Source organism: Sphingomonas abaci (assembly GCF_014199625.1).
Taxonomy (GTDB): domain Bacteria; phylum Pseudomonadota; class Alphaproteobacteria; order Sphingomonadales; family Sphingomonadaceae; genus Sphingomonas; species Sphingomonas abaci.
On record NZ_JACHNY010000001.1, the window covers coordinates 813,733 to 838,960 of the forward strand.

Annotated in this window: 21 protein-coding genes; 12 read left to right on the forward strand and 9 right to left on the reverse strand. The window is 69.2% G+C overall.

Going from position 1 to position 25,228, the window contains the following annotated elements; translation table 11 throughout:
• The first annotated feature begins 81 nt into the window (after positions 1–81).
• The 4 genes from glgX to treY are packed head-to-tail and all read left to right on the forward strand — an operon-like array spanning position 82 to position 8,259.
• Positions 82–2,202: a glycogen debranching protein GlgX gene (gene glgX, locus GGQ96_RS03630; RefSeq protein WP_184111576.1), complete on the forward strand. Its 2,121-nt coding sequence runs from the start codon at positions 82–84 to the stop codon at positions 2,200–2,202.
• A complete protein-coding gene (gene treZ / locus GGQ96_RS03635; protein ID WP_184111578.1) occupies positions 2,199–3,911 on the forward strand; it encodes a malto-oligosyltrehalose trehalohydrolase in 1,713 nt (570 codons plus the stop codon). The genes glgX and treZ overlap by 4 nt, the downstream gene beginning before the upstream one ends.
• The gene (gene malQ, locus GGQ96_RS03640; protein WP_184111580.1) at positions 3,908–5,881 is read left to right on the forward strand and encodes a 4-alpha-glucanotransferase; all 1,974 of its coding nucleotides are present in this window, start codon (positions 3,908–3,910) and stop codon (positions 5,879–5,881) included. Before treZ ends, malQ begins: the two co-directional genes overlap by 4 nt.
• The gene (treY, locus tag GGQ96_RS03645) at positions 5,878–8,259 is read left to right on the forward strand and encodes a malto-oligosyltrehalose synthase (protein WP_184111582.1); all 2,382 of its coding nucleotides are present in this window, start codon (positions 5,878–5,880) and stop codon (positions 8,257–8,259) included. Before malQ ends, treY begins: the two co-directional genes overlap by 4 nt.
• 329 nt (positions 8,260–8,588) lie before the next feature.
• On the opposite strand, the gene GGQ96_RS03650 is transcribed toward treY, so the two are convergent.
• Both GGQ96_RS03650 and typA read right to left on the reverse strand, forming a co-directional pair.
• Positions 8,589–8,846, reverse strand: coding sequence for a hypothetical protein (locus GGQ96_RS03650; RefSeq protein ID WP_184111584.1), 258 nt, complete (start codon positions 8,844–8,846; stop codon positions 8,589–8,591).
• Between the two features lie 176 nt (positions 8,847–9,022).
• Positions 9,023–10,861, reverse strand: a complete 1,839-nt coding sequence (gene typA / locus GGQ96_RS03655) for a translational GTPase TypA (RefSeq protein WP_184111586.1) — start codon at positions 10,859–10,861, stop codon at positions 9,023–9,025.
• 214 nt (positions 10,862–11,075) lie between these two features.
• Between typA and GGQ96_RS03660 the strand changes: the two genes are divergently transcribed.
• Entirely contained in the window at positions 11,076–12,293 is a 1,218-nt protein-coding gene (locus GGQ96_RS03660) for a toxic anion resistance protein (RefSeq protein ID WP_184111588.1), read from the forward strand.
• Positions 12,294–12,303: 10 nt separating this feature from the next.
• Positions 12,304–13,008 (forward strand): hypothetical protein, encoded by a 705-nt coding sequence (locus tag GGQ96_RS03665; protein WP_184111590.1) that lies wholly within the window; start codon positions 12,304–12,306, stop codon positions 13,006–13,008.
• 8 nt (positions 13,009–13,016) lie between these two features.
• Here the strand turns inward: GGQ96_RS03665 and GGQ96_RS03670 are convergent, their stop codons facing one another.
• The 3 genes from GGQ96_RS03670 to GGQ96_RS03680 form a co-directional block, all read right to left on the reverse strand.
• The gene (locus tag GGQ96_RS03670) at positions 13,017–14,531 is read right to left on the reverse strand and encodes a sensor histidine kinase (protein ID WP_184111595.1); all 1,515 of its coding nucleotides are present in this window, start codon (positions 14,529–14,531) and stop codon (positions 13,017–13,019) included.
• A gap of 82 nt (positions 14,532–14,613) precedes the next feature.
• Complete coding sequence (locus GGQ96_RS03675) at positions 14,614–15,426, reverse strand: oxygenase MpaB family protein (protein WP_343058907.1); 813 nt, start codon at positions 15,424–15,426, stop codon at positions 14,614–14,616.
• An 84-nt stretch (positions 15,427–15,510) separates the two neighbouring features.
• Positions 15,511–16,740, reverse strand: coding sequence for an argininosuccinate synthase (locus GGQ96_RS03680; protein ID WP_184111597.1), 1,230 nt, complete (start codon positions 16,738–16,740; stop codon positions 15,511–15,513).
• A gap of 112 nt (positions 16,741–16,852) precedes the next feature.
• On the opposite strand from GGQ96_RS03680, the gene GGQ96_RS03685 reads away from it, so the two are divergent.
• On the forward strand, positions 16,853–17,260 hold the full coding sequence (locus GGQ96_RS03685; protein WP_184111598.1) for an EF-hand domain-containing protein: 408 nt from the start codon (positions 16,853–16,855) through the stop codon (positions 17,258–17,260).
• Positions 17,261–17,305: 45 nt separating this feature from the next.
• On the opposite strand, the gene GGQ96_RS03690 is transcribed toward GGQ96_RS03685, so the two are convergent.
• The 3 genes from GGQ96_RS03690 to GGQ96_RS03700 form a co-directional block, all read right to left on the reverse strand.
• Entirely contained in the window at positions 17,306–18,532 is a 1,227-nt protein-coding gene (locus GGQ96_RS03690; protein WP_184111600.1) for an SAM-dependent methyltransferase, read from the reverse strand.
• A 63-nt stretch (positions 18,533–18,595) separates the two neighbouring features.
• On the reverse strand, positions 18,596–19,351 hold the full coding sequence (locus tag GGQ96_RS03695) for a molybdopterin-dependent oxidoreductase (protein ID WP_184111602.1): 756 nt from the start codon (positions 19,349–19,351) through the stop codon (positions 18,596–18,598).
• The gene (locus GGQ96_RS03700) at positions 19,348–20,079 is read right to left on the reverse strand and encodes a cytochrome b/b6 domain-containing protein (protein WP_184111604.1); all 732 of its coding nucleotides are present in this window, start codon (positions 20,077–20,079) and stop codon (positions 19,348–19,350) included. The genes GGQ96_RS03695 and GGQ96_RS03700 overlap by 4 nt, the downstream gene beginning before the upstream one ends.
• A gap of 26 nt (positions 20,080–20,105) precedes the next feature.
• On the opposite strand from GGQ96_RS03700, the gene GGQ96_RS03705 reads away from it, so the two are divergent.
• Positions 20,106–20,717 carry a flavin reductase family protein gene (locus GGQ96_RS03705; protein ID WP_184111606.1) on the forward strand — a complete coding sequence of 204 codons (612 nt, stop codon included), beginning with the start codon at positions 20,106–20,108 and terminating at the stop codon, positions 20,715–20,717.
• Here the strand turns inward: GGQ96_RS03705 and GGQ96_RS03710 are convergent.
• The gene (locus tag GGQ96_RS03710; protein ID WP_184112216.1) at positions 20,695–21,951 is read right to left on the reverse strand and encodes a dicarboxylate/amino acid:cation symporter; all 1,257 of its coding nucleotides are present in this window, start codon (positions 21,949–21,951) and stop codon (positions 20,695–20,697) included. The genes GGQ96_RS03705 and GGQ96_RS03710 overlap by 23 nt on opposite strands.
• Before the next feature lie 66 nt (positions 21,952–22,017).
• On the opposite strand from GGQ96_RS03710, the gene glmM reads away from it, so the two are divergent.
• From glmM to GGQ96_RS03725, 4 genes are read left to right on the forward strand one after another with little or no spacing between them, the layout of a single operon-like run.
• Complete coding sequence (gene glmM / locus GGQ96_RS03715) at positions 22,018–23,355, forward strand: phosphoglucosamine mutase (RefSeq protein WP_184111608.1); 1,338 nt, start codon at positions 22,018–22,020, stop codon at positions 23,353–23,355.
• A complete protein-coding gene (locus GGQ96_RS21295) occupies positions 23,355–23,585 on the forward strand; it encodes a DUF1272 domain-containing protein (protein WP_246360022.1) in 231 nt (76 codons plus the stop codon). Before glmM ends, GGQ96_RS21295 begins: the two co-directional genes overlap by 1 nt.
• Positions 23,582–24,439 carry a bifunctional hydroxymethylpyrimidine kinase/phosphomethylpyrimidine kinase gene (thiD, locus tag GGQ96_RS03720; protein WP_343058909.1) on the forward strand — a complete coding sequence of 286 codons (858 nt, stop codon included), beginning with the start codon at positions 23,582–23,584 and terminating at the stop codon, positions 24,437–24,439. Before GGQ96_RS21295 ends, thiD begins: the two co-directional genes overlap by 4 nt.
• Entirely contained in the window at positions 24,439–25,047 is a 609-nt protein-coding gene (locus GGQ96_RS03725) for a ribonuclease HII (protein ID WP_184111611.1), read from the forward strand. The genes thiD and GGQ96_RS03725 overlap by 1 nt, the downstream gene beginning before the upstream one ends.
• Positions 25,048–25,228: the final 181 nt, after the last annotated feature.

A 25,228-nucleotide genomic window follows, 5' to 3' on the forward strand; every position in this document is an offset into this window, starting at 1 on the left:
GCGACGCGGCACGCGCCACGGAACCTCCACCCCGAGGCGGGCATTCACAGGCGGTTCATCGCAATCTGGGGGTCCGCCTTGATGTCACTGCCCGACCGGCTCGAAGCCGGCTCGCCCTATCCGCTCGGTGCGACCTGCGTGGAGGGCGGCATCAACTTCGCCGTCTTCTCCGCCAATGCGGAAGGAATCGAGCTCTGCCTGTTCGACGACCAGGGCAAGCGCGAGCTGAAACGCTATCCCCTGCCCGAATGCACCGACGAGGTGTGGCACGGCTATCTGCCCGATGCCGGGCCGGGCCTGCGTTATGGGTACCGCGCCTATGGCCCTTATGACCCGGAGGCGGGGCACCGCTTCAACCCTAACAAGCTGCTGCTTGATCCCTATGCGCGCCGCCTGCACGGCAGCATCAAGTGGACCGACGCCCTGCACGGCTACCAGGTCCGCTCGAAGAAGGAAGACCTGTCCTTCGACAAGCGCGACAGCGCGCCCGCCATGCCCAAGGGCGTGGTGACCGAGGATCATTTCGACTGGTCGCAGGACCGCCGTCCCAACACCCCCTGGGCCGATACGGTCGTCTATGAGGCGCATGTGAAGGGACTGACCAAGCTGTTCGAGCTGGCCCCCCCCCGCGAACGCGGCACCTATGCGGCGCTCGGCCATCCCAAGGTGATCGATCATTTGCGCCGGCTGGGCGTCACTGCGCTCGAACTGATGCCGATCCACGCCTTCACCCAGGACCGCTTCCTGACCGAGAAGGGGCTGAGCAACTATTGGGGTTACAACACCCTGTCCTTCTTCGCGCCCGAGCAGCGCTATTTCGCCGGCGACAGCCATGACGAGCTGCGCCGGGCCGTGCGCAAGCTGCACAAGGCGGGGATCGAGGTGATCCTGGACGTGGTCTACAACCACACCTGCGAGGGGTCGGAAAAGGGCCCGACCCTGTCGTGGCGCGGGCTGGACAACGCCACCTATTACCGGCTGGTCAAAGACCAGCCACGCTATGCGATCAACGATACCGGCACCGGCAACACGATCAACACCGACAAGGCGCGGGTCATCCAGATGATCGCCGATTCGCTCCGCTACTGGGCGACCAGCTTCGGCGTCGACGGCTTCCGCTTCGACCTGGGGCTGACGCTGGGGCGGACGGAAACGGGCTTCGATCCCGGCCATGCGTTCTTCGACGTGCTGCGCCAGGACCCGATCCTTGGCCGGCTGAAGCTGTCGACCGAGCCTTGGGATATCGGACCCGGCGGCTATCAGCTCGGCAATTTCCCGCCGGGCTTCGCCGAGTGGAACGACAAGTATCGCGACACGGTGCGCAAGTTCTGGCGCGGCGACCCGTCGCAGCGCGGCGACCTGGCCGCCCGCCTGTCCGGCTCGGCCGATCTGTTCGACCGGCGGGCACGGCGCCCCTGGGCCAGCGTCAACCTGCTGGCGGCGCATGACGGCTACACGCTCTACGACACCGTCGCCTATGAGCAGCGCCACAACGAGGCGAACAAGGAGGACAATCGCGACGGCCATAGCGAGAACTACTCGCGCAACTGGGGCGCGGAAGGCGAGACCGACGACGCGGGGATCAAGGCCACCCGCGCCACCGTCCAGCGATCGATGCTGACCACCCTGTTCGCCTCTCTCGGCACGCCGATGCTGGTCGCGGGCGACGAGTTCGGACGGACTCAGGGCGGCAACAACAACGCCTATTGCCAGGATGACGAAATCAGCTGGCTCGACTGGAAGCGGGCGGAGACGCCGGAAGGCAAGGCATTGTTCGCCTTCACCGCACGGCTCACCGAACTGCGCCGCCGCTATTCGGTGCTGCGCGCGCCCGTCTTCCTCTACGGCCAGGATTCGCCGGGCGCGGGCGTCAACGACATCGAGTGGTGGGACGAGCGCGGCGAGCGCCTGTCGGCCGACGACTGGAACAATCCCGAAGGCCGCGCCCTGGTGATGCGCCGGGCGGTGAAGCTGGACAATGGCGATGTCGAGGCGGTGACGCTGCTGCTCAACGGGTCGGAGAATGCGATCAGCTTCAAGCTGCCGCCGCCCGAGGACGCCCAGCGGACCGTGCTGGTGGACAGCACCGATCCGGCCGTGAAGGACGCAGCGTTCGGGCAGGATTACGAACTCGGCGCGCACGGCGCGGCGCTGGTCGCCTGGACGATCGCGGCGGCCGATCTGGAGTCGGACGCGGCATGACCGGGTGGGGACCGGTGACCGGCGCGGACGGCACCCGCTTCCGCCTCTGGGCACCCGACCGGGACGCGGTGTCGCTGGAGATCGATGGACGCGAACCCCAGGCGATGGTGCCCGCCGGCGACGGCTGGTTCACCGCCACCGCGCCCGTCGGGGCCGGCGCGCGCTATCGCTTCCGGATCGGCGACATGGCGGTCCCCGACCCGGCGTCGCGGGCGCAGACGGGCGGCGTTAATGGCTGGAGTCTGGTCGTCGACCCGGACGCCTATCGCTGGCGGCACGGCGACTGGGCCGGTCGCCCCTGGGAAGCGATGGTGATCGAGGAGGTCCATGCCGGCCTGCTCGGCGGCTTCGAGGGCGTCGCCAGGCGCTTGCCGATGCTCGCCGAACTGGGCGTTACTGCGATCGAGCTGATGCCGGTCAACGCGTTCGGCGGCACGCGCAACTGGGGCTATGACGGCGTGCTGCCCTATGCCCCGGCCGAAAGCTACGGCACGCCCGACGAGTTGCGGGCGCTGGTCGACGACGCGCATGGCCTGGGGATGAGCGTGTTCCTGGACGTGGTCTACAACCATTTCGGCCCTGACGGGAATTACCTGGGCGCGTACGCCTCGGGCTTCTTCCATCCGGAGGTGGAGACCCCCTGGGGCGGCGCGGTGGCGGTGGACAAGGAACCGGTGCGCCGCTTCTTCATCGACAATGCGCTGATGTGGCTGCGCGAGTTCCGCATCGACGGCCTGCGCTTCGATGCGGTCCACGCGATCAACGACAACGGCTTTCTCGACGCGATGGCGGCCGAGTTGCGCGCCGCGGTCGACCGGCCTGTGCATCTGGTGCTGGAGAATGAGAGCAACGACGCCGACCGGCTGGTGCCCGGTGTCTATGACGCGCAGTGGAACGACGATTTCCACAATGTCCTGCACGTCCTGCTGACCGGCGAGGACCATGCCTATTACCGCGACTTCGCCGAACGCCCGGCCGAGCGGCTGGCGCGCTGCCTGCGCGACGGCTTCATCTATCAGGGCGAAGGATCGCCCAACCACGACGGAAAGCCGCGCGGCAAACCGTCGGGCCACCTGCCTGCGACCCGCTTCGTCTCCTTCCTCCAGAACCACGACCAGATCGGCAACCGCGCCCTGGGCGAGCGGCTGACGGTGCTGGCCGATCCGGCGAAGCTGGCGGCGGCGACCGTGCTTTGGGCGTTGTCGCCGCAGATCCCGCTGCTGTTCATGGGCGACGCGACCGGCTCGGAGACGCCGTACCTGTTCTTCACCGACTTCCATGACGAACTGGCGGATGCGGTGCGCGAGGGCCGGCGACGCGAGTTCAAGGGCCATCCCGGCTTCGACTCCGAGAAGGATCGCGAGAGCATCCCCGATCCCAATGCCCTATCGACCTTCGACGCCTCGCGCCCCAAGGACGGGCCGGACGCGGAAAGCTGGCGCGATCTCTATCGTCGCCTGCTCGCCCTGCGGGCCGAGCGGATCGTGCCGGTGCTGGAGAATGCCCAGGGCGTATCGGCCGAGGCGATCGGCGCGGCGGCGGTGATCGCGCGCTGGCGGATGAAGGACGACAGCTTCCTGACGATTGCGATCAACCTGGGGGACGAGACGGTGCCTGCCGACCTGCCGACCGATGCGCCGCTGTTCGCGGCCGGGCCCGCCGATGCCGCCGGCCTGCCCCCCGCCTCGTGCCGCGTCTGGCTGGCATGACCGGGCTGCGCGCGCTCGCCGAGGCAGCGGGACTGCAAGTCGATTGGACCGACGCCAGCGGCCAGGCCAAGCGCGTGTCCGACGATGCGCTGGTCGATGTGCTGGGCGCGCTCGGCCTGGCGGCGGACAGCGACGCCGCCATCGCCGAATCACGCGAACAATTGGCGGCGGAGCAGGGCAGCGACCAGGCGGGCTTCGTTTCGGTCGACCAGGGCGTGGCCACGGTCGTGGATGCCCGGCCGCGCGGCACGCTGCACCTGGCCGGCGGCGGCACGGTCGCGGTGGACGGCGCGCTGCCAGCGATCGACGAGCCCGGCTATCACCGGCTGGTGACGGACGATGGCGAGATGGTGGTCGCGGTCGCGCCGCTGCGCTGCTTCGGCGTGGCGGATGCGGCGCCCGGCCGGCGGCTCTGGGGACCGGCGGTGCAGATCCCGGCGTTGCGCGATCATCGCCAGACCGGCTTCGGCGATTTCGCCAGCCTCGCGCACACCGCCGCCGCCTTCGGACAGGCGGGCGCGGAAACGCTGGCGATCAGCCCGCTCCATGCGCTGTTCCCCGCCGATCCGTCGCGCTTCAGCCCCTATGCGCCGTCCAGCCGGCTGTTCCTCAACATCTTCTACGCCGATCCCGGCCTGGTCGGACATAGCCTGCCGCCGGAGGACGCACCCGATCTGATCGATTGGGCCAGCGCCATCCCGCGCCGCATGGCCGCGCTCCGCGCCGCCTATGACGCGGCGACGCCGCCGATCCGCGACGCGGTGGCGCGGTTCGCACAGGATGGCGGCGACGAACTGCGGCGCCATGCCCGGTTCGATGCGCTGCACGCGCATTTCTTCGACAAGGGCGCGCGGGGCTGGCAGGACTGGCCGAGCGCCTATCACGACCCGGCGGGCGACGCGGTCGCCGCATTCGCCCGCACCCATGCGGCAGAGGTTGATTTCTACCTGTTCGCCCAATGGCTGGCCGATCGCGGGCTGGCCGAGGCGCAGACCGCCGCGAAGGACGCCGGCATGGCGCTCGGCCTGATCGCCGATCTGGCGGTGGGCATGGACGGCGGCGGCAGCCATGCCTGGAGCCGGCGCGACGACCTGATCAACGGCCTGTCGATCGGTGCGCCGCCCGATATCCTGGGTCCCGAGGGACAGAATTGGGGCATCACCGGCTTCGCGCCCCAGGCGCTGCGCCGCGAAGGCTTCGCGCCCTTCATCGCCACCGTCCGCGCGGCGCTCGGACAGGACGGTGCGCGGGCGGGCGGCATCCGCATCGACCATGCCATGGGCCTGTCCCGGCTGTGGGTGGTGCCGCACGGCAAGACGTCGAAGGACGGCGCCTACCTTTCCTATCCCCTGCCCGACATGCTGCGCATCCTGGCGATCGAGAGCCATGCCGCGAAGGCGGTGGTGATCGGCGAGGATCTGGGCACGGTGCCCGAGGGCTTCCGCCCCGCGTCCGAGGCGCGCGGCATCTTCGGGATGCGGGTGATGCCGTTCGAAACCCGCGGCGACGACCTGGCGCCGCCCCAGGCCTATGACGCGCAGGCCGCGGCGATGACCGGCACCCACGACCTGCCGACCATGGCCGGCTGGTGGCAGGGCAACGACATCGCCTGGAACCGCAGGCTTGGCCGCGCCGTACCCGACGATGCCGAGGCGACGCGCGACCGCGAGCGCGCCGGCTGGTGGCGCAGCTTCCGGGCCGCCGGGCTGGTCGAGGGCACGGCCCCCGCCCCCGACCAGCCGGAGGCCGTGGTCGATGCCGCGCTCGGCTTCGTTGCCGGCACCCCCAGCGAACTCGCCATCCTGCCGCTGGAGGATGTGGTCGGGCTGGTCGAACAGCCCAACCTGCCCGGCACCACCGACGAACATCCCAATTGGCGACGGCGCATGCCCGACGCGACCGATGCGCTGCTCCAGCGGCCCGAGGTCGCCCGGCACGTCGCGATCCTCAACGAAGCGAGAACCGCATGACCCTTCGCGCCACCTATCGCCTCCAGATGCACAAGGACTTCCCGTTCCAGGCGGCGGAGGCCATCGTCCCCTATCTGGAGCGGCTGGGGATCAGCCACCTCTATCTCTCGCCGATCACCACCGCCGCCAAGGGCTCGACGCACGGCTATGACGTGGTCGACCCGACCGCGATCAATCCCGAACTGGGCGGCGAGGAAGGATACCGCGCGCTGGTCGCGACCGCGCGGGCGCACGGGCTGGGCGTCATCATCGATATCGTCCCCAATCACATGGGCGTCGCGGGCGGCGAGAACGCCTGGTGGAACGACGTGCTGGCGCGGGGCGAAGCGAGCGAATATGCCAATGTCTTCGACATCGATTATAGCCGCCCGATCGTGCTGCCGGTGCTGGGTGATCCCCTGCCCCAGGCGCTGGAACAGGGCGCGATCGCGGTCGAGGGCGCGGAGATCGTCGCTTATGGCGAACATCGCTTCCCCCTGCGCCCCGAGGACCGCGCCGTCGGCGCGGTGACCGGCGAGGCGCTGGCCGAGTTGCTCGACCGCCAGCATTACCGTCTCGCCTGGTGGCGGACCGCCGACGACGAACTCAACTGGCGGCGTTTCTTCACCGTCAACGAACTGGCCGGCGTCCGCATCGGGCAGGAGCCGGTGTTCGAACGCACCCACGCGCTCTATTTCCGGTTGTGGCAGGAGGGGCTGATCGACGGTGTCCGCATCGACCATGTCGACGGACTGACGGACCCGGCCGGCTATTGCCGCCGCCTGCGCGCCCGCTTCGAGTCGATGCCGCGCGACGACGGCACCCCCGCGATCATTTGGGTCGAGAAGATTTTGGGCGCGGGCGAGCCTCTGGCCCGGGACTGGGGCATCGACGGCACCAGCGGCTACGACTTCATGGAGGAGGTCAACCTGCTGCTCCACGATCCCGCCGGCGAAGCGCCGCTGGCCGAGGCCTGGGCGCGGATCAGCGGCCGCGCCGCCGACTTCCCGCCGGAGGAGTTGCAGGCGCGCCAGGACGTGCTCGCCTGGGCGTTCGAGGGACAGCTCAACGGCTGCATCCGCGCCTTCGCCGCGCTCGCCGCGTCTGACCCGCAAAGTGCGGCGATCACGCCCGAGATGCTGCGCCGGGCGATCGTGCGGCTGCTCTGGGTCTTCCCGGTCTATCGCACCTATGGCCTTGGCGATTCCGCGCCCGGGGCGGACGCCGCGATCCGGGCCGAAGCACGCGCACGCGTGCAGTCGCTGATTCCGCCAGGCGAGGATTTCGTCACCGACGCCATCATGGCATGGCTGGCGGGCGAAGGGCCGGGCGACACCGAACTGGCGCACGAAGCCGTTCGTCGCTTCCAGCAGCTCTCCGCCCCGGTCGCCGCCAAGGGCGTCGAGGACACCGCCTTCTACCGCTATGGCCGCCTGCTCTCGCGCAACGATGTCGGCTTCGACGCCACCCGCTTCGCGGGCGACGTGGCCGAGTTCCACGACCGGATGCAGGCGCGCGCCGCCGATTGGCCGCGCGCGCTGCTCGCCACCGCGACGCACGACCACAAGCGCGGCGAGGATGTCCGCGCCCGACTGGCGGTGCTGAGCCAGATCCCCGACCGCTGGCTGGCGGCGGTCGAGGGCTGGGACGCGGAGGCCGTGCGGCTGGCCCCGGATGTGGACCCGGCCGACCGATACATGCTGCTCCAGATGATCTACGGCGCGTGGCCCCAGGGTTTGCGGGCCGACGATGCGGACGGTCTCACCGATTTCGCCGAGCGGCTGTCGGCCTGGCAGGAAAAGGCGCTGCGCGAGGGCAAGCTCCGTTCCTCCTGGGAAGCCCCTGCCGAGGCGTATGAGGGGCAGGTCAAGGCGCTGATCGCCGCGTTGCTCGATCCCGGCCAGGGCCGGACCTTCCTCGCCGATCTCGCCGCCTTCCTTGAGGAGACGGCCCCGGCGGCCGAGGCGGCGATGCTCGCGCAACTGGCGCTGCGGCTGACCGTGCCGGGCGTGCCCGACACCTATCAGGGCACCGAACTGCCCGATTACAGCCTGGTCGATCCCGACAATCGCCGCCCGGTCGATTACGCCGCGCGCGAACGCGCGCTGGCGGATGGCAGCGCGCCCAAGCTGGCGCTGCTCGCCGAGATCCTGGCGCTGCGCCGCGACCATGCGGGCGTCTTCGCCGACGGCAGCTATCACCCGCTGCCCGTCTCGGGCCAGGGCGCGGAGAGGGTCGTCGCCTTTCTGCGCGTGGCCGGCGACGTCCGCCTGCTGGTCGCGGTGGCGCTGCGCATGCCGGCGGACGGCTGGGGCGAGGCGGCGGTGACCGTGGCGGACGAGGCGATGCCGCTCGCCACGCTGTTCGCCGATCGCTCCGTCGTGGTGCGCCTGCTCTGACCTGTCGGGGAATTTTACACGCCGGAAGGGGGCGGCGGGCGCGTTAACCAGCGCAACGACGCGTCCCCGCGCCTTTTCCGGCTTGGCACGTGCCCTGCTAGGACAGGGCCAGCCGAAGCCTCAGCGCTTTCAGCAGGGTGGACCGGCCGCTACGACGGTCTCGCGCCGGTCCACCCGCACCCGGCTTGCCGATCCAACACCGGCCTCAAGGATTCGCTTCGCGGCTCGCCGACGGCTTCGATCCGGCAGATCGACCTGAATGTGCGCGCCACCGTTTCATCATCGATGCACGCGCTGTCGTTGCCAGCCGCCATCTTCCGACCGCACGACTAAGCGGCCTTCATCATCCGTATATAGTCATAGGCCAGACGCAAGATGAGCGCACTGGCATTGATCCAGACCACGACGGCGAAACTGCCAAGGATCAACAGGCCCGCAGGGCCGGGATCGTCACCCATCGCCGCAGTGCAAAGGTCGGACAACCCGACCAGGCCGCACGGCACCGCCACCAGCAGCCAAAATCGCGACATGGTCAGAAGCAATATCGGACATGCGATTACCAGATCGAAGACGATCAAGAACGACACGGCGCCAATCCTTTGAATGGGAGCATAGCCTGTCCTTTGGTCGCTTCGAGGCATATCGATCGATGCGGGCCGAAGGCGATGGCCGACCCGTCAGTGCCTCGGCTGCTGCCCCGTCGGCAACGAAAAAGGGCCGGACGTTGCCGCCCGACCCCTTCCTCATCCCAAGCCCGAAAGCTTTACGCCGCCTTGCTGCGCGCGGCGCGCTTGCGCTCGTGCGGGTCCAGGTGGCGCTTGCGCAGCCGGATCGACTTGGGCGTGACCTCGACCATCTCGTCGTCGTCGATGTACGCGATCGCCTGCTCCAGCGTCATCTTCTTCGGCGGGGTCAGGCGGATCGCGTCGTCCTTGCCTCCGCTCGCGCGGAAGTTGGTCAGCTGCTTCGCCTTCATCGGATTGACCTCCAGGTCATCCGTCTTAGCGTTCTCGCCGATGATCATGCCTTCATAGAGCGCCTCGCCATGGCCGACGAACAGGATGCCGCGCTCCTCGAGGGGACCCAGCGCATAGGATTGCGCCTCGCCCGCGCCGTTGGAGATCAGCACGCCGTTCTTGCGGCCTTCGATCGCGCCCTTGTGCGGCCCGTACTTCTCGAACAGCCGGTTCATGATGCCGGTGCCGCGCGTGTCGGACAGGAACTCGCCATGATAGCCGATCAGGCCGCGCGACGGGGCGGAGAAGGTGATGCGCGTCTTGCCGCCGCCGGACGGACGCATGTCGGTCATCTCGGCCTTGCGCTGGTTCATCTTGTCGACGACCGTGCCCGAGAATTCATCGTCCACGTCGATCACGACGGTCTCGTACGGCTCGGTCTTCTTGCCGTCCTCGTCCTCGCCGAACAGCACGCGCGGGCGGCTGATGCCCAGCTCGAAGCCCTCGCGGCGCATCGTCTCGATCAGCACGCCGAGCTGGAGTTCGCCGCGGCCGGCGACCTCGAAGCTGTCGCGGTCGTCGCTCTCGGTCACCTTGATGGCGACGTTCGACTCGGCTTCGCGCAGCAGGCGGTCGCGGATCATGCGGCTCGTCACCTTCGAGCCCTCGCGGCCCGCCATCGGCGAGTCGTTGACGGCGAAGCGCATCGACAGCGTCGGCGGATCGATCGGCTGCGCCTGGATCGGCTCGCTGACCGCGATGTCGGCGATGGTGTTCGCCACGGTCGCGACGGTCAGGCCCGCCAGGCTGATGATGTCGCCCGCCTTGGCCTCCTCGACCGGCACGCGGTCCAGGCCGCGGAACGCCATGATCTTCGACGCGCGGCCGGTCTCGATGACGTTGCCGGCCATGTCGAGCGCGTGGATCGGCTGGTTGAGCTTGACCGTGCCCGAGGTGACGCGGCCGGTCAGGATGCGGCCAAGGAAGTTGTCGCGGTCGAGCAGCGTCACCAGGAAGGTGAAGGGCGCATCGACATCGACCTTCGGCTCGGGCACGTGACGCACGATCGTCTCGAACATCGGGATCAGCGTGCCTTCGCGCGCGTCCATGTCGGTCGAGGCATAGCCGTTGCGGCCCGAGGCGTAGAGCACGGGGAAGTCGAGCTGCTCGTCATTCGCGTCGAGCGAGACGAACAGGTCGAACACCTCGTCCAGCACCTCCTGGATGCGGGCGTCGGCGCGATCGACCTTGTTGACGACGACGATCGGCTTCAGGCCCAGCGCCAGCGCCTTGCCGGTGACGAACTTCGTCTGCGGCATCGCGCCTTCCGACGAATCGACCAAGAGGACGACGCCGTCGACCATCGACAGGATGCGCTCCACCTCGCCGCCGAAATCGGCGTGGCCGGGCGTGTCGACGATGTTGATGCGCACACCCTCGGTCGCGCCGGGCGGCGTCCACTCGACCGAGGTCGGCTTCGCCAGGATGGTGATCCCGCGTTCCTTTTCGAGGTCGTTGGAGTCCATCGCGCGCTCTTCGACGCGCTGGTTGTCGCGGAAGGTGCCCGACTGGCGGAAAAGCTGGTCGACGAGGGTCGTTTTGCCGTGGTCGACGTGCGCGATGATCGCCACGTTGCGGAGGCTCATGGGGAATCCTGGATGTCTGGAGCGAAGTTGGCGCGCGCCATAGCCTAAATGGTGCGTCGCGGGAAGGGTCCGTCCTAATCTGCTCGCCGGGCAACCTTGCCACCGTCGGATTCCTTGTCAGGACACCCACCGTCTTATACATACAATACAGTTGAGTTACGGCGGCGGCGCACTAGTCTAGGGTGCAGGCGGATACCGCAGTTGGAGGAACAGGATGGCGACCACGGCGGACACGATCACCAGCGAAAAGGGCGCGGCCGGGCTGGTGCTGACCCCGCCCGATCCCGTGCCGACCGTCGCGGCGGAGCAGGCCGCCGGGCTGGTGCCGGTCGAGGAGGGCAAGAAGTCGCAGCTCGACCAGCGCGTCGACGGCTTCATCGCCGATCTCGTCGCGCAGGACGTCAACAGCCCCGAATTCGGCAAGCGCGTCGACGCGATCACCGCGATGGGCGCCAAGGAGATCCGTGAGGCGGCGAACCATTCGAACCGCTTCCTCGACCGGCCGGTCAAGGCGATGGACCGCGACACCGGCGTCGGCAAGGACCTGACCGAACTGCGCCGCATCGTCGAGGAACTGGACCCGGGCCGGAAAGGCGCGCTGTCCGGCCCCCGCAAGCTGTTCGGCGTGATCCCGTTCGGCAACAAGATGCGCGACTATTTCGACGGCTATCGCTCGTCTCAATCGCATATCAGCGCGATCCTGAAGAGCCTGGCGTCCGGCAAGGACGAGCTGTTGATGGACAATGCCGCAATCGACACCGAACGCGCCAATCTGTGGGCGGCGATGGGCCGGCTGGAGCAGATGATCCATCTGTCGCGCAGCATGGACCAGAAGCTGGAGGACAAGGCGAACGAGCTGGACCACAGCGATCCCGCCAAGGCCAAGGCGATCCGCGAGACGGCGCTGTTCTACACCCGCCAGCGCACCCAGGACCTGCTGACCCAGATGGCGGTGACGGTGCAGGGCTATCTGGCGCTCGACCTGGTCAAGAAGAACAATGTCGAGCTGGTGAAGGGCGTCGACCGCGCCTCCACCACCACGGTCGCGGCGCTGCGCACCGCGGTCACCGTGGCGCAGGCGATGACCAACCAGCGGCTGGTGCTGGAACAGATCACCCAGCTCAACACCACCACGGCGAACATCATCGATTCGACCGGCAAGCTGCTGAAGGAAAACACCGCGCGCATCCACGAACAAGCCTCGAGCGCGACCATCCCGCTGGAGACGCTGCAACGCGCCTTCCAGAACATCTACGACACGATGGACGCGATCGACAGCTTCAAGCTGAAGGCGCTCGATTCGATGAAGACCACGGTCAACACGCTCGGGAACGAGGTGGAGAAGTCGCGCGGCTATATCGCGCGGGCCGAAGGCGCGACGCAGGGCCAACTCCGCGGACCCGGCGACGCGTTCCGCCTCGAGTCGCTGTGAGGCGGACGGCATGAGCGAGGTCGACGATGCGATCGCGGCGGCGCGCGCCTCCTGGTCGCGGATCAGCGCGGCCGAGGGCGGCGCGCCGGTCCGCCGGCCGGTGCGCCGCAACCAGCCGCTCGGCCGCCGGCTGAAGCGGATCGTGGTCGCTGATGCGGCGATCCTGCTGGCGGCGCTCGTCGTCGGCATGGTGATGCCGCTGGGGATCATGGGCGCGCTGTTCGTGATGCTGTTGCTGGTCGCGGCGACCGTCCTGTTCGCGGTGTGGCCGCCGGAGAACGCCGTCGCGCCGCCGCCCGACAAATTGCGCACCGTCGACCTCAAGGCGCTGCCGGCGCAGACCGGCCGCTGGCTGGACGCACAGCGCCCCGCCCTGCCCGCGCCGGCGCAGCATCTGCTCGACCGGATCGGCGACCGGCTCGACACGCTGTCGCCGCAGCTCGGCCGGGTCGAGCCCGAGGGCGAACTGGCCGGCGAGATCCGCCGGCTGGTGGGCGAGCAACTGCCCGCCTTCGTCACCGATTACGGTCGCGTGCCCGAGCCGCTGCGCCGGGTCGAGCGCAACGGCCGCACGCCCGACGGGGCGCTGGTCGATGGCCTGTCGGTAATCGAGCGCGAGATCGCCGCGATGTCCAGCCGGCTGGCGCAGGACGATCTCGACAGCCTGCAGACGCGTGGCCGCTATCTGGAGACACGCTACGGCGGGGAGAGCTGAGCGGCGTCCTATAACCGCAGGTCGGCGAGCAGCGCGCGCATCGTCGTGGCGAAGCCGGTCGCCAGGTAACGACTCTCCACTCCGCCGCCGCCGATCAGCCCGCGCTCGATGAGGCGGGAGCCGAAGCCCAGACGGGTCGGCGGCGCGGCGGGCGGTCCCCCATCCTCCCGCCATTCGAACACCAATTGGTCGCCGGCGCCGGTCGAGTCGATCCGCCAGCTGACGACCAGAACGCCCTGTTCGGTCGACAACGCGCCATATTTCACCGCATTGGTGCCAAGTTCATGCACCAGCAGCGAGGTCGACAGCGCCGCGCGCGGTCCCAGCGCGACCGGCGGCCCCTCGATCCGGCACCGGCCCGGCGCCGCCAGCACCGCCAGCACGTCGTGCGTCACGGTGGCCAGGTCGGCGCTCGCCCAGTTGCGGCCCAGCAGCACATCGTGCGCCGTGGCGAGCGCGCCCAGCCGCCGCTCGAACGCCTCCACCGCCGGCCGGTCGGTGGCGCGGCGCAGCGTCTGGGTCGCGACCGCCTGCACCATGGTCAGCGTGTTCTTCAGCCGGTGCGACAATTCCAGGTTGAGCACGCGCTGCTGCGCCTCCGCCTGTGCGCGCGCCACGCCCGCCTCCACCCGGTCGGCGACCTTGCGCAGGAAGGCCAGCTCGCTGTCGCTCCAGCGGCGCGCGCGGCGGTCGTGGACGAACACCGCCGCCACTGCGCCGCCATGCTCGCCGCGCACGGGCATGTTGACCAGCGCCTGGACATCGATGGCCAGCGACGCTTCGGCCCGGGCGGCCATGCGCGGGTCGCGGCGCACATCCTCGACCACCAGCGGTTCCGACCGGGCGAGATGCTCCGGCAGGTCGCCGAAATCGGCATAGCGGTGCCGCCCGGCGATGCTGGGAACGCCCGGCACCGTCCAGTCTGCCTGGATGTCGAGCGTTCCCTCCAGCGGATCGATATGCCCGAAGCCGGCGCGCACCACGTCCAGCGTCTCGCCAACGATCCGCGCGGCGGTGCGCGTCATCTGCGCGGCGTCATCCTGCTCGCGGAGCTGGTCACCCAGCAGCAGCAGCGCCTCCTGCTGGCGGAGTTCACGGATCCGCTCGGTCACGTCGAGCAGCAGCACCGCGAAGCTGTCGTCCTCCAGATGCAGCGCCCGCCCCTCGAAATCGCGGCCCAGCGTGGCGACATGGCAGGTGAAGGTGGTGGAGGTACGCTGCGCCACCATCTCCGCCGTCTCGTCGATCAGCGCCGTCTCGAACCCCGGAATGATGGCGCGAATGGTGCGGCCGATCATCGCACCCGGCCCGCGCGGGTCGAGGCTGGCGAAGGCGGCGTTGACGTCCAGGATCAGCCAGTCGACCGCGCGCCCGTCTGCGTCGCGGACCAGCTGCGCCACCAGCATTCCCTCCGCCAGCCCCTCGAACAGGCGATCGGCATGGCGCAGCCGCAAGGCATGATGCATCCCCCCGCCGCCGCCGGCCGGGATGCGGTCGGGCGATGGCGCTTCCTGCGAGGCCATGATCGGTCCGATGTCCCCCTGTATGTCGGGAGATAGAACAAGAAATGGAGCTATATTGCAACAATATAGACGGCAACCGCCGTTAGTGGAGCGCCCATTGCATTAACCGGCCTACCCCCAAAGCGCCCAGGCGCAACACAGGTTTGCCAATCTCTGGTCTGACAAAGCCATGCAATCCTGCGGCCCAGTCGGGCAGCAGATCGATCCCGGCCTGCATCATGACATGGTTAATGGGTGCGTTCAGCCGACTGGGACTGGGTTGCTGGACGAGGTGGCGCGCGACCTGGCGGGTGCGGTGGTCGACCCGCAGCGCCGGCCGCATCGCATCCAGATAGGCGGTGAGCGCGGCGCGGCTGGTCGGCACGTCGCGCGCGCCGAGCCGCTCGGCGATCACCGCCATCTCGCGGACATAGGCATCCTGCCGCGCCACCGGCATGTCGGGCTCGCGATAGCGGCGGCAGGCGCGCAGGAAACTGTCGACCTCGACCGCATGGACCCAGAGCAGCAGTTCGGGATCATTGGCGGCATAGGGCCGCCCGTCGGGCAGCGTGCCGGCGACGCGGTCGTGGATGCGGCGGACGCGTGCGATCATCGTCTCGGCCGCCGCGGTCGCGCCATAGGTGGTGACGGAGATGAACTGCGCGGTGCGGCGCAGCCGGCCGAGCGTGTCGTGGCGGTAGTCGCTATGGTCCCACACGCCGGCGAGCGCGGCGGGGTGGAGCATCTGGACCAGCAGCGACGCGACGCCGCCGATCATCATGCTGGTGAAGTCGCCATGCACGGCCCAGGTGACCGAGCCCGGGCCGAACAACCCGTCGTCGCCGGGCGGGCGGGTGAGGTCGATCTCGCCGCTGCCCACCAGGTCCCGCACCCGCCCGCCGATTGCCTGTCGCATGTCCATGCTCAGGAGATAGGGCGGCGGGCCTGAATTTTCAGGGGGTTGGGACGGCGCGAACGGCCCCGTCCCGTCCCGTCCCGATCAGCGGTCGCGGCGGCCGAGCAGGCGCAGCCGCAGCGCGTTGAGCTTGATGAAGCCGGCGGCGTCGCGCTGGTCGTACGCACCCTGATCGTCCTCGAAGGTCACGACCTTCTCCGAATAGAGCGAATGCGGCGACTTGCGACCGGTGACGTTGCAGCTGCCCTTGTACAGCTTCAGCCGGACGGTGCCGGTCACCTTCTCCTGGCTGTAGTTGACCGCGGCCTGCAGCATCTCGCGCTCCGGCGAGAACCAGAAGCCGTTATAGACCAGCTCGGCATAGCGTGGGGCCAGCTCGTCCTTCAGATGCGCGGCGCCGCGATCGAGCGTGATCTGTTCGATGCCGCGATGCGCCAGCGCATAGATGGTGCCGCCCGGCGTCTCGTACATGCCGCGGCTCTTCATGCCGACGAAGCGGTTCTCGACCAGGTCGAGCCGGCCGATGCCGTGCTTGCGGCCGAGATCGTTGAGCGCCGCCAGCAGCGTCGCCGGGCTCATCGCCACGCCGTTCAGCGCGACGCCGTCGCCACGCTCGAAATCGATCGTGATCGTCTCCGGCTGGTCGGGCGCGTCCTCGGGATTGACGGTGCGCGAATAGACGTAATCGGGCACCTCGTCCCACGGGTCCTCCAGCACCTTGCCCTCGGACGAGGTGTGCAGCAGGTTCGCGTCGGTCGAGAAGGGTGCTTCGCCGCGCTTGTCCTTCGACACCGGAATCTGGTGCGATTCGGCGAATTCGATCAGGCGGCTGCGGCTGGTCAGGTCCCATTCGCGCCACGGCGCGATTACGCGGATGTCGGGCGCAAGCGCGTAATAGCCCAGCTCGAAGCGGACCTGGTCGTTGCCCTTGCCGGTCGCGCCGTGCGACACCGCGTCGGCGCCGACCATTTTGGCGATCTCGATCTGGCGCTTGGCGATCAGCGGACGCGCGATCGAGGTGCCGAGCAGATACAGCCCCTCGTAGAGCGCGTTGGCGCGCATCATCGGGAAGACATAGTCCTTCACGAATTCTTCGCGCAGGTCGTCGATGAAGATATGCTCGGGCTTGACGCCCATCAGCTCGGCCTTGGCGCGGGCCGGCTCCAGCTCCTCGCCCTGGCCCAGGTCGGCGGTGAAGGTCACCACCTCGCACTGATACTCCTGCTGGAGCCATTTGAGGATGACGCTGGTGTCCAGTCCGCCCGAATAGGCGAGGACGACCTTGTTGACGGCGGGGCGGGTGGAGTCGGTCATGCGCGCGCCGATATGCGCTGCTCGCCCGCTCCGCAACACCCGGCGCCCATGTTCAGCCTCGGTGCAGCCGATTTTCGGCAAGGCGCGCGCAGATTCCCATCAGGAGACCTTCATGCGTTTCGCCCCTCTGCGTCTTGGCGCCGCGCTGCTGCCCCTCATGGCCGGCGCCGCCTTCTCGGCCGCCGCCGCGCAGGATACGGCCCAGTCCGCCGCCGCCAAGTTCGCCAAGGAATTCGCCGCCACCGACACCAACAAGGACGGAGCGCTGACCCGCGACGAGGTGCAGGCGCGCATCACCAACATGGCCGCGGGTCGCGGCCGGATCGATCCCGTCCATGCCAAGCGGCTGGCCGATCTGTGGTTCGACCGCGCCGACGTCAACAAGGACGGCAAGGTGACCCAGAAGGAAGCGCAGGCGCTGCTGGCGGCGACCTTCCGCCGCTACGACCGCGACGGCGACGGCAAGATCAGCCCCGAGGAACGCGCGGCCGCGGCCGGCGCGGCGAAGTCGGGGCGGTAGGCCTGCCCGCCGTGCGCCGGCGACACCGGCGCACGGAGCCTGCCCTCACGCCCCGCGCAGGCGGCGTTCGTCGGCTTCGATATAGTCGCGGGTCAGCGGCACGGTCAGCCGGCTCTTGGACAACTGGATCTGGTAGTTGCACATGCCGCCCGTGCGGAACGCCGCCGCCGCGCCGGCGAGGTAGAAGGTCCACATATTGTAGAAACGCTCGTCGTAAAGCGCGACGATCTGGTCGCGCGCGGCGACGGTGCGGTCGTACCAATGGTCGATCGTCATCGCGTAATGGACGCGCAGCACCTCGACATCGGTAGGAAACAGCCGCGTCCCCTCATAGCCGCGCACGATCTCCGACAAGGCGGGATTGTAGCCGCCGGGAAAGATGTATTTGGTGGTGAAGGTATCGGTGACCCCCGGCCCGCCCATCCGCCCGATCGTGTGGAGCAGCATGACGCCGTCCTCGGTCAGCAGGTCGCGGCATTTGCGGAAGAACTGGCCGTAATGCGGCGGGCCGACATGCTCGAACATGCCGACCGACACGATCCGGTCGAACTGTCCGGTGACGTCCCGGTAATCGATCAGCTCAAAGCGCACCTTGTCGGCGACGCCCGCCTCCGCGGCGCGGCGACGCGCGACCTTCAGCTGTTCCTCCGACAGGGTGACGCCCAGCACCTCCGCACCCGTCGTACGGTGCAGGAACAGCGCCATGCCGCCCCAGCCGCAGCCGATGTCGAGCACCTTCATGCCGGGACGCAGCAGCAGCTTGGCGGCGATGTGCGCCTTCTTGTCGGCCTGCGCGCGCTCCAGGCTGTTGCCCGGGTCGGTGAAATAGGCGCAGCTATATTGCCGGTCGGCATCGAGGAAGAGGTCGTAGAGCCGGTCCGACAGATCGTAATGATGCGCGACGTTGCGCTTGGAGCGGCGCTGCATGTTGATCCGGTCGACGCGATGGATCACCTGCCCCGCCAGCCGGATCGGCAGCGCCGGCTTCTCCACCCCGCCCGCTTCCCAGGGATTGTTGCCCTTCAGCAGGTTGACCAGGTCGCGGATGTCGCCCCGGTCGATCACCAGCCGCCCGTCCATGAACGCCTCCGCCGCGCCCAGCGACGGGTGGCGGACGATCCGCCCCGGCGTGGCGCCATCGGTGAAGCGGATCGCGACGTCACGGAACCGGGGATCGGGCGTGCCGAAGCGCTTGGTCGTGCCATCGGCATAGGTGACGGAGAGTTGCCCATGGGTGATCTGGGCAGCGAGAAAACGATCGATCAGCGCCATGGCGGCCCTGCTACGCCTTCATGGGACCGGTTACCATAGCGTAAGTTGCGGCGGCAACGATCGTCAGATGCCGGCATACCAGTCGTAATCGACATTGTCCTCCCAATAGCCGCCCTTGCCGCGGCCGATCCCAGAAAGAGTGGCGACGGCATCGATCCGCATCAGGTATTTGGCATGCTTGTAGCCCAGTTGCCGTTCGACCCGCAGGCGGCAGGGCGCGCCGTGCGGCACGTCCAGCGGCCGACCGTTCATCGCCCAGGCGAGGATCGTCTGCGGATGGAAGGCGTCGACGAGGTCGATCGACTCGTAATAGGGCGCGCCGCCATAGAGGTCGGCGCAGGTGAAGACGATGTAGCGCGCCGCCCGGCGCAGCCCGGCCGCCTTCAGCACATTGCCCAGCATCGGCCCGGTCCATTGCCCGATCGCGCTCCACCCCTCGACGCAGTCGTGGCGGGTGATCTGGCTCCGATTGGGCAGCGCGCGCAGGTCGGCGAGCGAAAGCCGGAGCGGCCGTTCGACCAGCCCGCCGACCGCCAGCCGCCAGTCGGCGAAGCCGCCGGCGGCAAGCGCTTTATACGCTGCCGTGCCGGGGTCATAGGTGCCGTTGGCGCGGAAGATCGGCGACCGCTGATCGGGCCGGTACTCGGGCGCGAGCGCCCCCCGGTCCATCAGCGCGCGTTGCAGCCCGCGCTGCATGTCCTCGCCCGCGAACAGAATTTTGCGGGCCGCGGGAATCTGCACCACCCGGTCGCAGCCGGCGAGCAGCAGTCCCGCGCCCCCGGTGATCCCCCCGGTGATCAGGGTGCGCCGCGCGATCATTCGGGCACCCTCCACCAGCCGGTCAGCATCGACCGGACCTCGTTGACCGGCCCCGCCAGGATCACCAACGCCAGATGGACGATGGTGAACAGCGCGATGCCGGTCGCGGCGAGGAAATGGATCGAGCGGGCCGATTGCCGCCCGCCGAACAGGTCGAGCAACCATGGCCAGGCGGCGTCCATCGCCGGCGACAGCGCCAGCCCGGTCAGGATCGCCAGCGGCAGCGCGACGAACAGGATCGCGACATAGGACAGCTTCTGGAAGGCGTTGTACGCACGCGGCCGCTCCGGATCGTGGAAGCGGAAGTTCCAGTGCGCGCGCAGGTCCGCCCAGAGATGCGCGGGCGTCACGTCCGACCGGCGGACACGCAGGTCGCGCTGGATATGGCGGTTGGCGAGGCTCCAGAGCAGATGCGCGAGCAGGCCGAAACCCAGCACCAGCGCGAAGAACAAGTGCCAGCGCCGCGAGATCGCCAGGTTGTAGCTCGCCGGGATGGTGATCCACGCGGGGAAGCGCGGCAGTTGCAGCCAGGCCGGATCGAAATTCGCGCCGTACCGCCCCCAATAGAGACGGGGGTGCGCGTTGGAGATGCCCAACCCCGATCCCAGCAGGATGATGACCGCGACCGCATTCACCCAATGCCACAGCCGCGTCGCCAGCCTATGGCGGTGGATCGGGGTGCCGGGCGGCGGCGTTTCGCCGGCCCCGGATCGGAAACGTGCATCCATGGCTGATCTGTAGCAGGGAAGCGGACATGAACGAATGGCATTTCTACGAACCGGCCAAGGGCCATGGCCTGCCGCATGATCCGCTGAACGCGATCGTCGCGCCGCGCCCGATCGGCTGGATCTCCACGCTGGCGGCGGACGGACGCGCCAACCTGGCGCCGTACAGCTTCTTCAACCTGCTCAACTACAGCCCGCCGCTGCTCGGCTTTTCGTCGATGGGGTGGAAGGATTCGGTCGCCAATGCGGACGCGTCGGGCGAGTTCGTCTGGAACCTGGCCACCCGCGACCTGGCCGAGGCGATGAACGCCACCGCGACGCCTGACAAGGTCGACGAGTTCGACCGTGCCGGCCTGGCCAAGGCGCCGTCGCGCGTCGTCGCCACCCCGCGCGTCGCCGCCAGCCCGGTCAGCTTCGAATGCCGGGTCAGCCAGATCGTTCGGCTGGAGACCAAGGAGGGCCGCGCGCTCGACCAGTGGCTCGTGATCGGCGAGGCGGTCGGCATCCATATCGCCGGCGGATTGCTGGAGGACGGGATCTACCAGACCGCGCGGGCCCGCCCGATCAGCCGGGGCGGCGGCCCCGCCGATTATTTCGAGACGAACGAGGCCGCGTTGTTCAGGATGCGGCGTCCGGGCTGACCGGCTCGGGCGCGCCGCCCCAGCGCGCGACGATGCGGGTGACGGCGACGTCCATGGTGACGTTGCCGACCGTGCGGAACAGGTCGGGGATCGTCTCCACCGCGACGAAGAGGCCCAGCGCCTCGATCGGCACGCCCATCGCCAGCGCGACCGGCGCGACCGAGGCGATGAAGCTGACCGTGCCGGGCAGGCTGACCGAGCCCATGGTGGTGATCGCCGCCGTCGCCACCCCGGCGGCGAGCGCGCCCGGCCCGATCGACGCGCCGACCAGATGCGCGACATAGAGCGCCACCGCCAGGTTCATCGCCGGGCTGGTGGCGCGGAAGATCGCGACCGCGATCGGCAGGACGATGCCGGCGGTGGCGGCCGGCGCGCCCAGCGCCTGGCTGGCGCGCAGCATCTCTGGCAGGCTGGCGAGCGAGCTTTGCGTCGACAGCGCCACCGCCTGGGCCGGCGCGACCGCACGCGCGAAGCGGCCAGGCGCGATCCCGCCGGCGATCCAGGCGAGCGGATAGGCGGCGACCAGCACCAGGAGGCCGATCGCGGAGACCGAGGCGATGTAATGCGCCAGCGCGCCGAACGCCGCCGCCCCGGTCCGCGCGCCGACCCCGTACGCCAGCGCGAAGACGCCGATCGGCGCCAGCATCAGCACCCAGGTGATGATGACCAGCATCGCGTCCACGATCGCCTGGAACAGCTCGACCAGCCGGGTCCGCTGCGCCTCGGGCAGCCGCGCCACGGCGAAGGCGAAGGCGAGCGTGAAGACGGTGAGCGGCAGGAACGCGTCCGCGGCGGCGGCGGCGACCGCGTTGGTCGGCACCAGCGTGTCGAAGAAGCGGGCCAGCGTCGGCACCTCGCCGACGGGCGCCGCCCCGGCGAGGGCGGCGCGCAGCGACTCGCCCCAGCCCGGCGGCAAGGGCCACAGCCGCAGCAGCGCCGGCATGACCAGCGCCGACAACAGCGTGTCCGCCCACAGGATGGCGATGAAGATCAGGATCGCGCGCGCGGCGATCCGTCCCGCCCGCGCGGCCTCCGCTGCCGCGGCGACGCCGGTCACGAGCAGGCCGACGATCAGCGGCACGATCACCATCTGGAGGGCGTGCAGCCAGGCGGTGCCGAGCGGCTGGGTGACGGCGGTCAGCGCCACCGCCTGGTCCGGCCGCCACGCGGCGAGGCCGATGCCGAGCAGCAGCCCGGCGACGAGGCTGAGAAGAATACGGCTGGCCTGCGACATGCTCGCGCTATGATCTCCCATGCGCTATCCGGCGCGACGGATTGATAGGCGAGCGAAGACGGCAGCATGGCAAGGAAATATTTCGGCACCGACGGCATCCGTGGCGCGACCAACCAGGGCGCGATGACCGCGGCGATGGCGATGAAGGTCGGCATGGCGGCGGGCAGCCACTTCCTGCGCGGGCATCACAAGCACCGTGTCGTGATCGGCAAGGACACGCGCCTGTCCGGCTATATGCTGGAATCGGCGCTGGTCGCGGGCTTCACCGCGGTCGGCATGGACGTGGTGATGACCGGGCCGCTGCCGACCCCCGCCATCGCGATGCTGACCCAGACGATGCGCGCCGATTTGGGCGTGATGATCTCCGCCAGCCACAATCCCTTCGCCGACAATGGTATCAAGCTGTTCGGCCCGGACGGCTACAAGCTGTCCGATGCGGACGAGGAGGCGATCGAGGCGCTGATCGACGGCGACGTGCCGCTGGTCCCCTCCGCGCAGATCGGCCGCGCGCGGCGCATCGACGACGCCGCCGGCCGCTATATCCATTTCGCCAAGGCGACCTTCCCCAGCGATCTGCGGCTCGACGGGATGAAGGTGGTGATCGATTGCGCGAACGGCGCCGGCTACAAGGTCGCGCCCGACGCGCTGTGGGAACTGGGCGCGGAGGTGATCGCGATCGGCGTGACCCCCAATGGCACCAACATCAACGACCGGGTCGGCTCCACCGCGCCCGAGACGCTGTCGGAGACGGTGGTCGCCAGCGGCGCGGACATCGGCATCGCGCTGGACGGCGATGCCGACCGGCTGATCGTCGTCGACGAGAAGGGCCGGGTGATCGACGGCGACCAGCTGATGGCGACGATCGCCGCCGGCTGGGCGCGACGCGGACGGCTGGCGGGCGGCGGGCTGGTCGCCACCGTGATGTCCAACCTGGGACTGGAGCGGCATCTGGCGGCGCAGGGCCTGGGCCTGATCCGCACCAAGGTGGGTGACCGCCATGTGCTGGAGGCGATGCGCGCGCGCGGCTATAATGTCGGCGGCGAACAATCGGGCCATATCATCATGGCCGACTACGCCACCACCGGCGACGGCCTGATCGCCGCGCTCCAGGTGCTGGCCGAGGTGAAGCGCGCGGGCGCCCCGGCGAGCGAGGTGCTGCACCGCTTCGATCCGCTGCCGCAGCTGCTCAAGAATGTCCGCTTCGCCGGGGGCAGGCCGCTCGAGGCCGACAGCGTCCGGGCGGTGATCGCCGCGGCCGAGGCCGAATTGACGGGTCGCGGCCGGCTGGTCATCCGACCCTCGGGCACCGAGCCCGTGATCCGGGTGATGGCGGAGGGCGACGATGCCGCGCAGGTCGAGCGGCTGGTCGACTCCATCTGCGACGCGGTGCGGGCGGCGGCCTGATGCTCGCGATGCGCCCCGATTGCGAGCGTTGCGGCGCCGACCTGCCCCCGCAGGCGGGCGGCGCGTTCATCTGCTCGCTGGAATGCACCTTCTGCGCCGAATGCGCCGACGCGCTGGACGAACGCTGCCCGAACTGTGGCGGCGAACTGCTCGACCGGCCGACCCGCACCGGCCAGGCGCTGCGTCGGCATCCGGCCGACACGGAGCGCCGCTACAAGGCCGAGCCGTGATCCCGCGCATCCTGATCATCGCCGGATCCGATTCGGGCGGCGGCGCGGGCATCCAGGCGGATATCCGCGCGGTGACGATGCTGGGCGGCCACGCCATGACCGCGGTCACCGCGATCACCGCGCAGAACACGCTGGGGGTGCAGGGCGTGCATCCGGTGCCCCCCGCAATGGTCGCGCAGCAGATGACGAGCGTGCTGGGCGATATCGGCGTGGACGCGGTCAAGATCGGCATGATCGGATCGGCCGCCATCGCCGAGACGGTCGCCGACCTGCTCGAACCGCTGGACGTGCCGATCGTGTTCGATCCGGTGATGATCTCCACCTCCGGCGCGATGCTGGCGGACGATGCAACGGTGGCGGCCTTTCGCCGGCTGATGCGGATCGCCACCGTCGTCACGCCCAACCTGCCCGAGCTGGCGGCGCTGGGTGGCCGGTCGGTGGGGAGGGATGCCGAGGCGCTGGACGCAGCGTTCGATTTGGTGGCCGACACCGATGCGGCGGTGCTGGTCAAAGGCGGCCACGCAGACGGCGCGGTGGTGACCGACCGGCTGGTTGAGGTGGGTGGCCCAGTGACCACCTGGACCCATGCGCGAATCGACACCCGCCACACCCATGGCACCGGCTGTACATTGGCGAGCGGGATCGCGGCGGGGCTGGCGGCCGGGGCCGGCTTGGACACCGCCGTCGACCAAGCGATCGCGTTCGTCCAGGCGGCACTCGCCGCGGCACCGGAGCTGGGCAGCGGCCATGGGCCAATGGGGCATGCGCTGGGGACCGTTCCCTTCCACCATCTCAAGGCGGCGGCCGATCCAGGGGGCTGGGATGCCGCTGCGTTTGCGGCCCGTTGGCGCTGATGCCCGGCCTGAAGCATGAGAAGCTGTGCCTGCCCCCGGTCGCGGGCGTGGACGAGGCGGGGCGCGGGCCACTCGCTGGGCCGGTGGTCGCGGCGGCGGTGATCCTGCCGGCGAAAGGCGTGCCGCGCGGCCTGGACGATTCCAAGAAGCTCTCCGCCTCCGAACGCGAGCGGCTGTTCGGCCGGTTGCAGGATTGCGCCAGGATCGGTGTCGGCATCGTCGAGCCCGACGAGATCGACCGGCTCAACATCTATTGGGCGACCATGAAGGCGATGACCCTGGCGGTCGAGGCGCTGGGCGTCGATCCCGGCCATGTTCTGGTCGACGGCAACCGCCTGCCGCGCTGGACCTATGCGGCGACCGCGCTGGTCGGCGGCGACGGCAAGAGCGCGTCGATCGCCGCCGCCTCGATCATCGCCAAGCAGACGCGCGACCGGATGATGATCGAACTGGCCGAGGCGCATCCCCAATATCACTGGCATTCGAACAAGGGCTATGGCTGCCCGCGCCACCTGGCGGCGCTGCGCGACCATGGACCGACGCCGATTCACCGGCGCAGTTTCGCCCCCGTCGCCCGTGCCTGCGCGCAGTTCGGCCTACCGCTCTAGGCCGATTCATCGTCCCGCGCGCTCGATTGACCGCTTTTTTTCCATCTGCATCATGCCCGCTCGGGACCGAGTCTTTCGCATCACACCCACCACGGCTTGAGTCGGCGGATTCGATCGAACCCCATATCTTGACCCACCCCTGATTTGTTCCAAGCGACTCGCGGGAATCCGCGAGTCAAGG

Bases quoted from the DNA above. Each gene is read 5' to 3' on its own strand.
- glgX (WP_184111576.1), top strand. From the start codon at position 82: ATGTCACTGCCCGACCGGCTCGAAGCCGGCTCGCCCTATCCGCTCGGT.
- treZ (WP_184111578.1), top strand. From the start codon at position 2,199: ATGACCGGGTGGGGACCGGTGACCGGCGCGGACGGCACCCGCTTCCGC.
- malQ (WP_184111580.1), top strand. From the start codon at position 3,908: ATGACCGGGCTGCGCGCGCTCGCCGAGGCAGCGGGACTGCAAGTCGAT.
- treY (WP_184111582.1), top strand. From the start codon at position 5,878: ATGACCCTTCGCGCCACCTATCGCCTCCAGATGCACAAGGACTTCCCG.
- typA (WP_184111586.1), bottom strand. From the start codon at position 10,861: ATGAGCCTCCGCAACGTGGCGATCATCGCGCACGTCGACCACGGCAAA.
- GGQ96_RS03660 (WP_184111588.1), top strand. From the start codon at position 11,076: ATGGCGACCACGGCGGACACGATCACCAGCGAAAAGGGCGCGGCCGGG.
- GGQ96_RS03665 (WP_184111590.1), top strand. From the start codon at position 12,304: ATGAGCGAGGTCGACGATGCGATCGCGGCGGCGCGCGCCTCCTGGTCG.
- GGQ96_RS03670 (WP_184111595.1), bottom strand. From the start codon at position 14,531: ATGGCCTCGCAGGAAGCGCCATCGCCCGACCGCATCCCGGCCGGCGGC.
- GGQ96_RS03675 (WP_343058907.1), bottom strand. From the start codon at position 15,426: ATGCGACAGGCAATCGGCGGGCGGGTGCGGGACCTGGTGGGCAGCGGC.
- GGQ96_RS03680 (WP_184111597.1), bottom strand. From the start codon at position 16,740: ATGACCGACTCCACCCGCCCCGCCGTCAACAAGGTCGTCCTCGCCTAT.
- GGQ96_RS03685 (WP_184111598.1), top strand. From the start codon at position 16,853: ATGCGTTTCGCCCCTCTGCGTCTTGGCGCCGCGCTGCTGCCCCTCATG.
- GGQ96_RS03690 (WP_184111600.1), bottom strand. From the start codon at position 18,532: ATGGCGCTGATCGATCGTTTTCTCGCTGCCCAGATCACCCATGGGCAA.
- GGQ96_RS03695 (WP_184111602.1), bottom strand. From the start codon at position 19,351: ATGATCGCGCGGCGCACCCTGATCACCGGGGGGATCACCGGGGGCGCG.
- GGQ96_RS03700 (WP_184111604.1), bottom strand. From the start codon at position 20,079: ATGGATGCACGTTTCCGATCCGGGGCCGGCGAAACGCCGCCGCCCGGC.
- GGQ96_RS03705 (WP_184111606.1), top strand. From the start codon at position 20,106: ATGAACGAATGGCATTTCTACGAACCGGCCAAGGGCCATGGCCTGCCG.
- GGQ96_RS03710 (WP_184112216.1), bottom strand. From the start codon at position 21,951: ATGTCGCAGGCCAGCCGTATTCTTCTCAGCCTCGTCGCCGGGCTGCTG.
- glmM (WP_184111608.1), top strand. From the start codon at position 22,018: ATGGCAAGGAAATATTTCGGCACCGACGGCATCCGTGGCGCGACCAAC.
- GGQ96_RS21295 (WP_246360022.1), top strand. From the start codon at position 23,355: ATGCTCGCGATGCGCCCCGATTGCGAGCGTTGCGGCGCCGACCTGCCC.
- GGQ96_RS03725 (WP_184111611.1), top strand. From the start codon at position 24,439: ATGCCCGGCCTGAAGCATGAGAAGCTGTGCCTGCCCCCGGTCGCGGGC.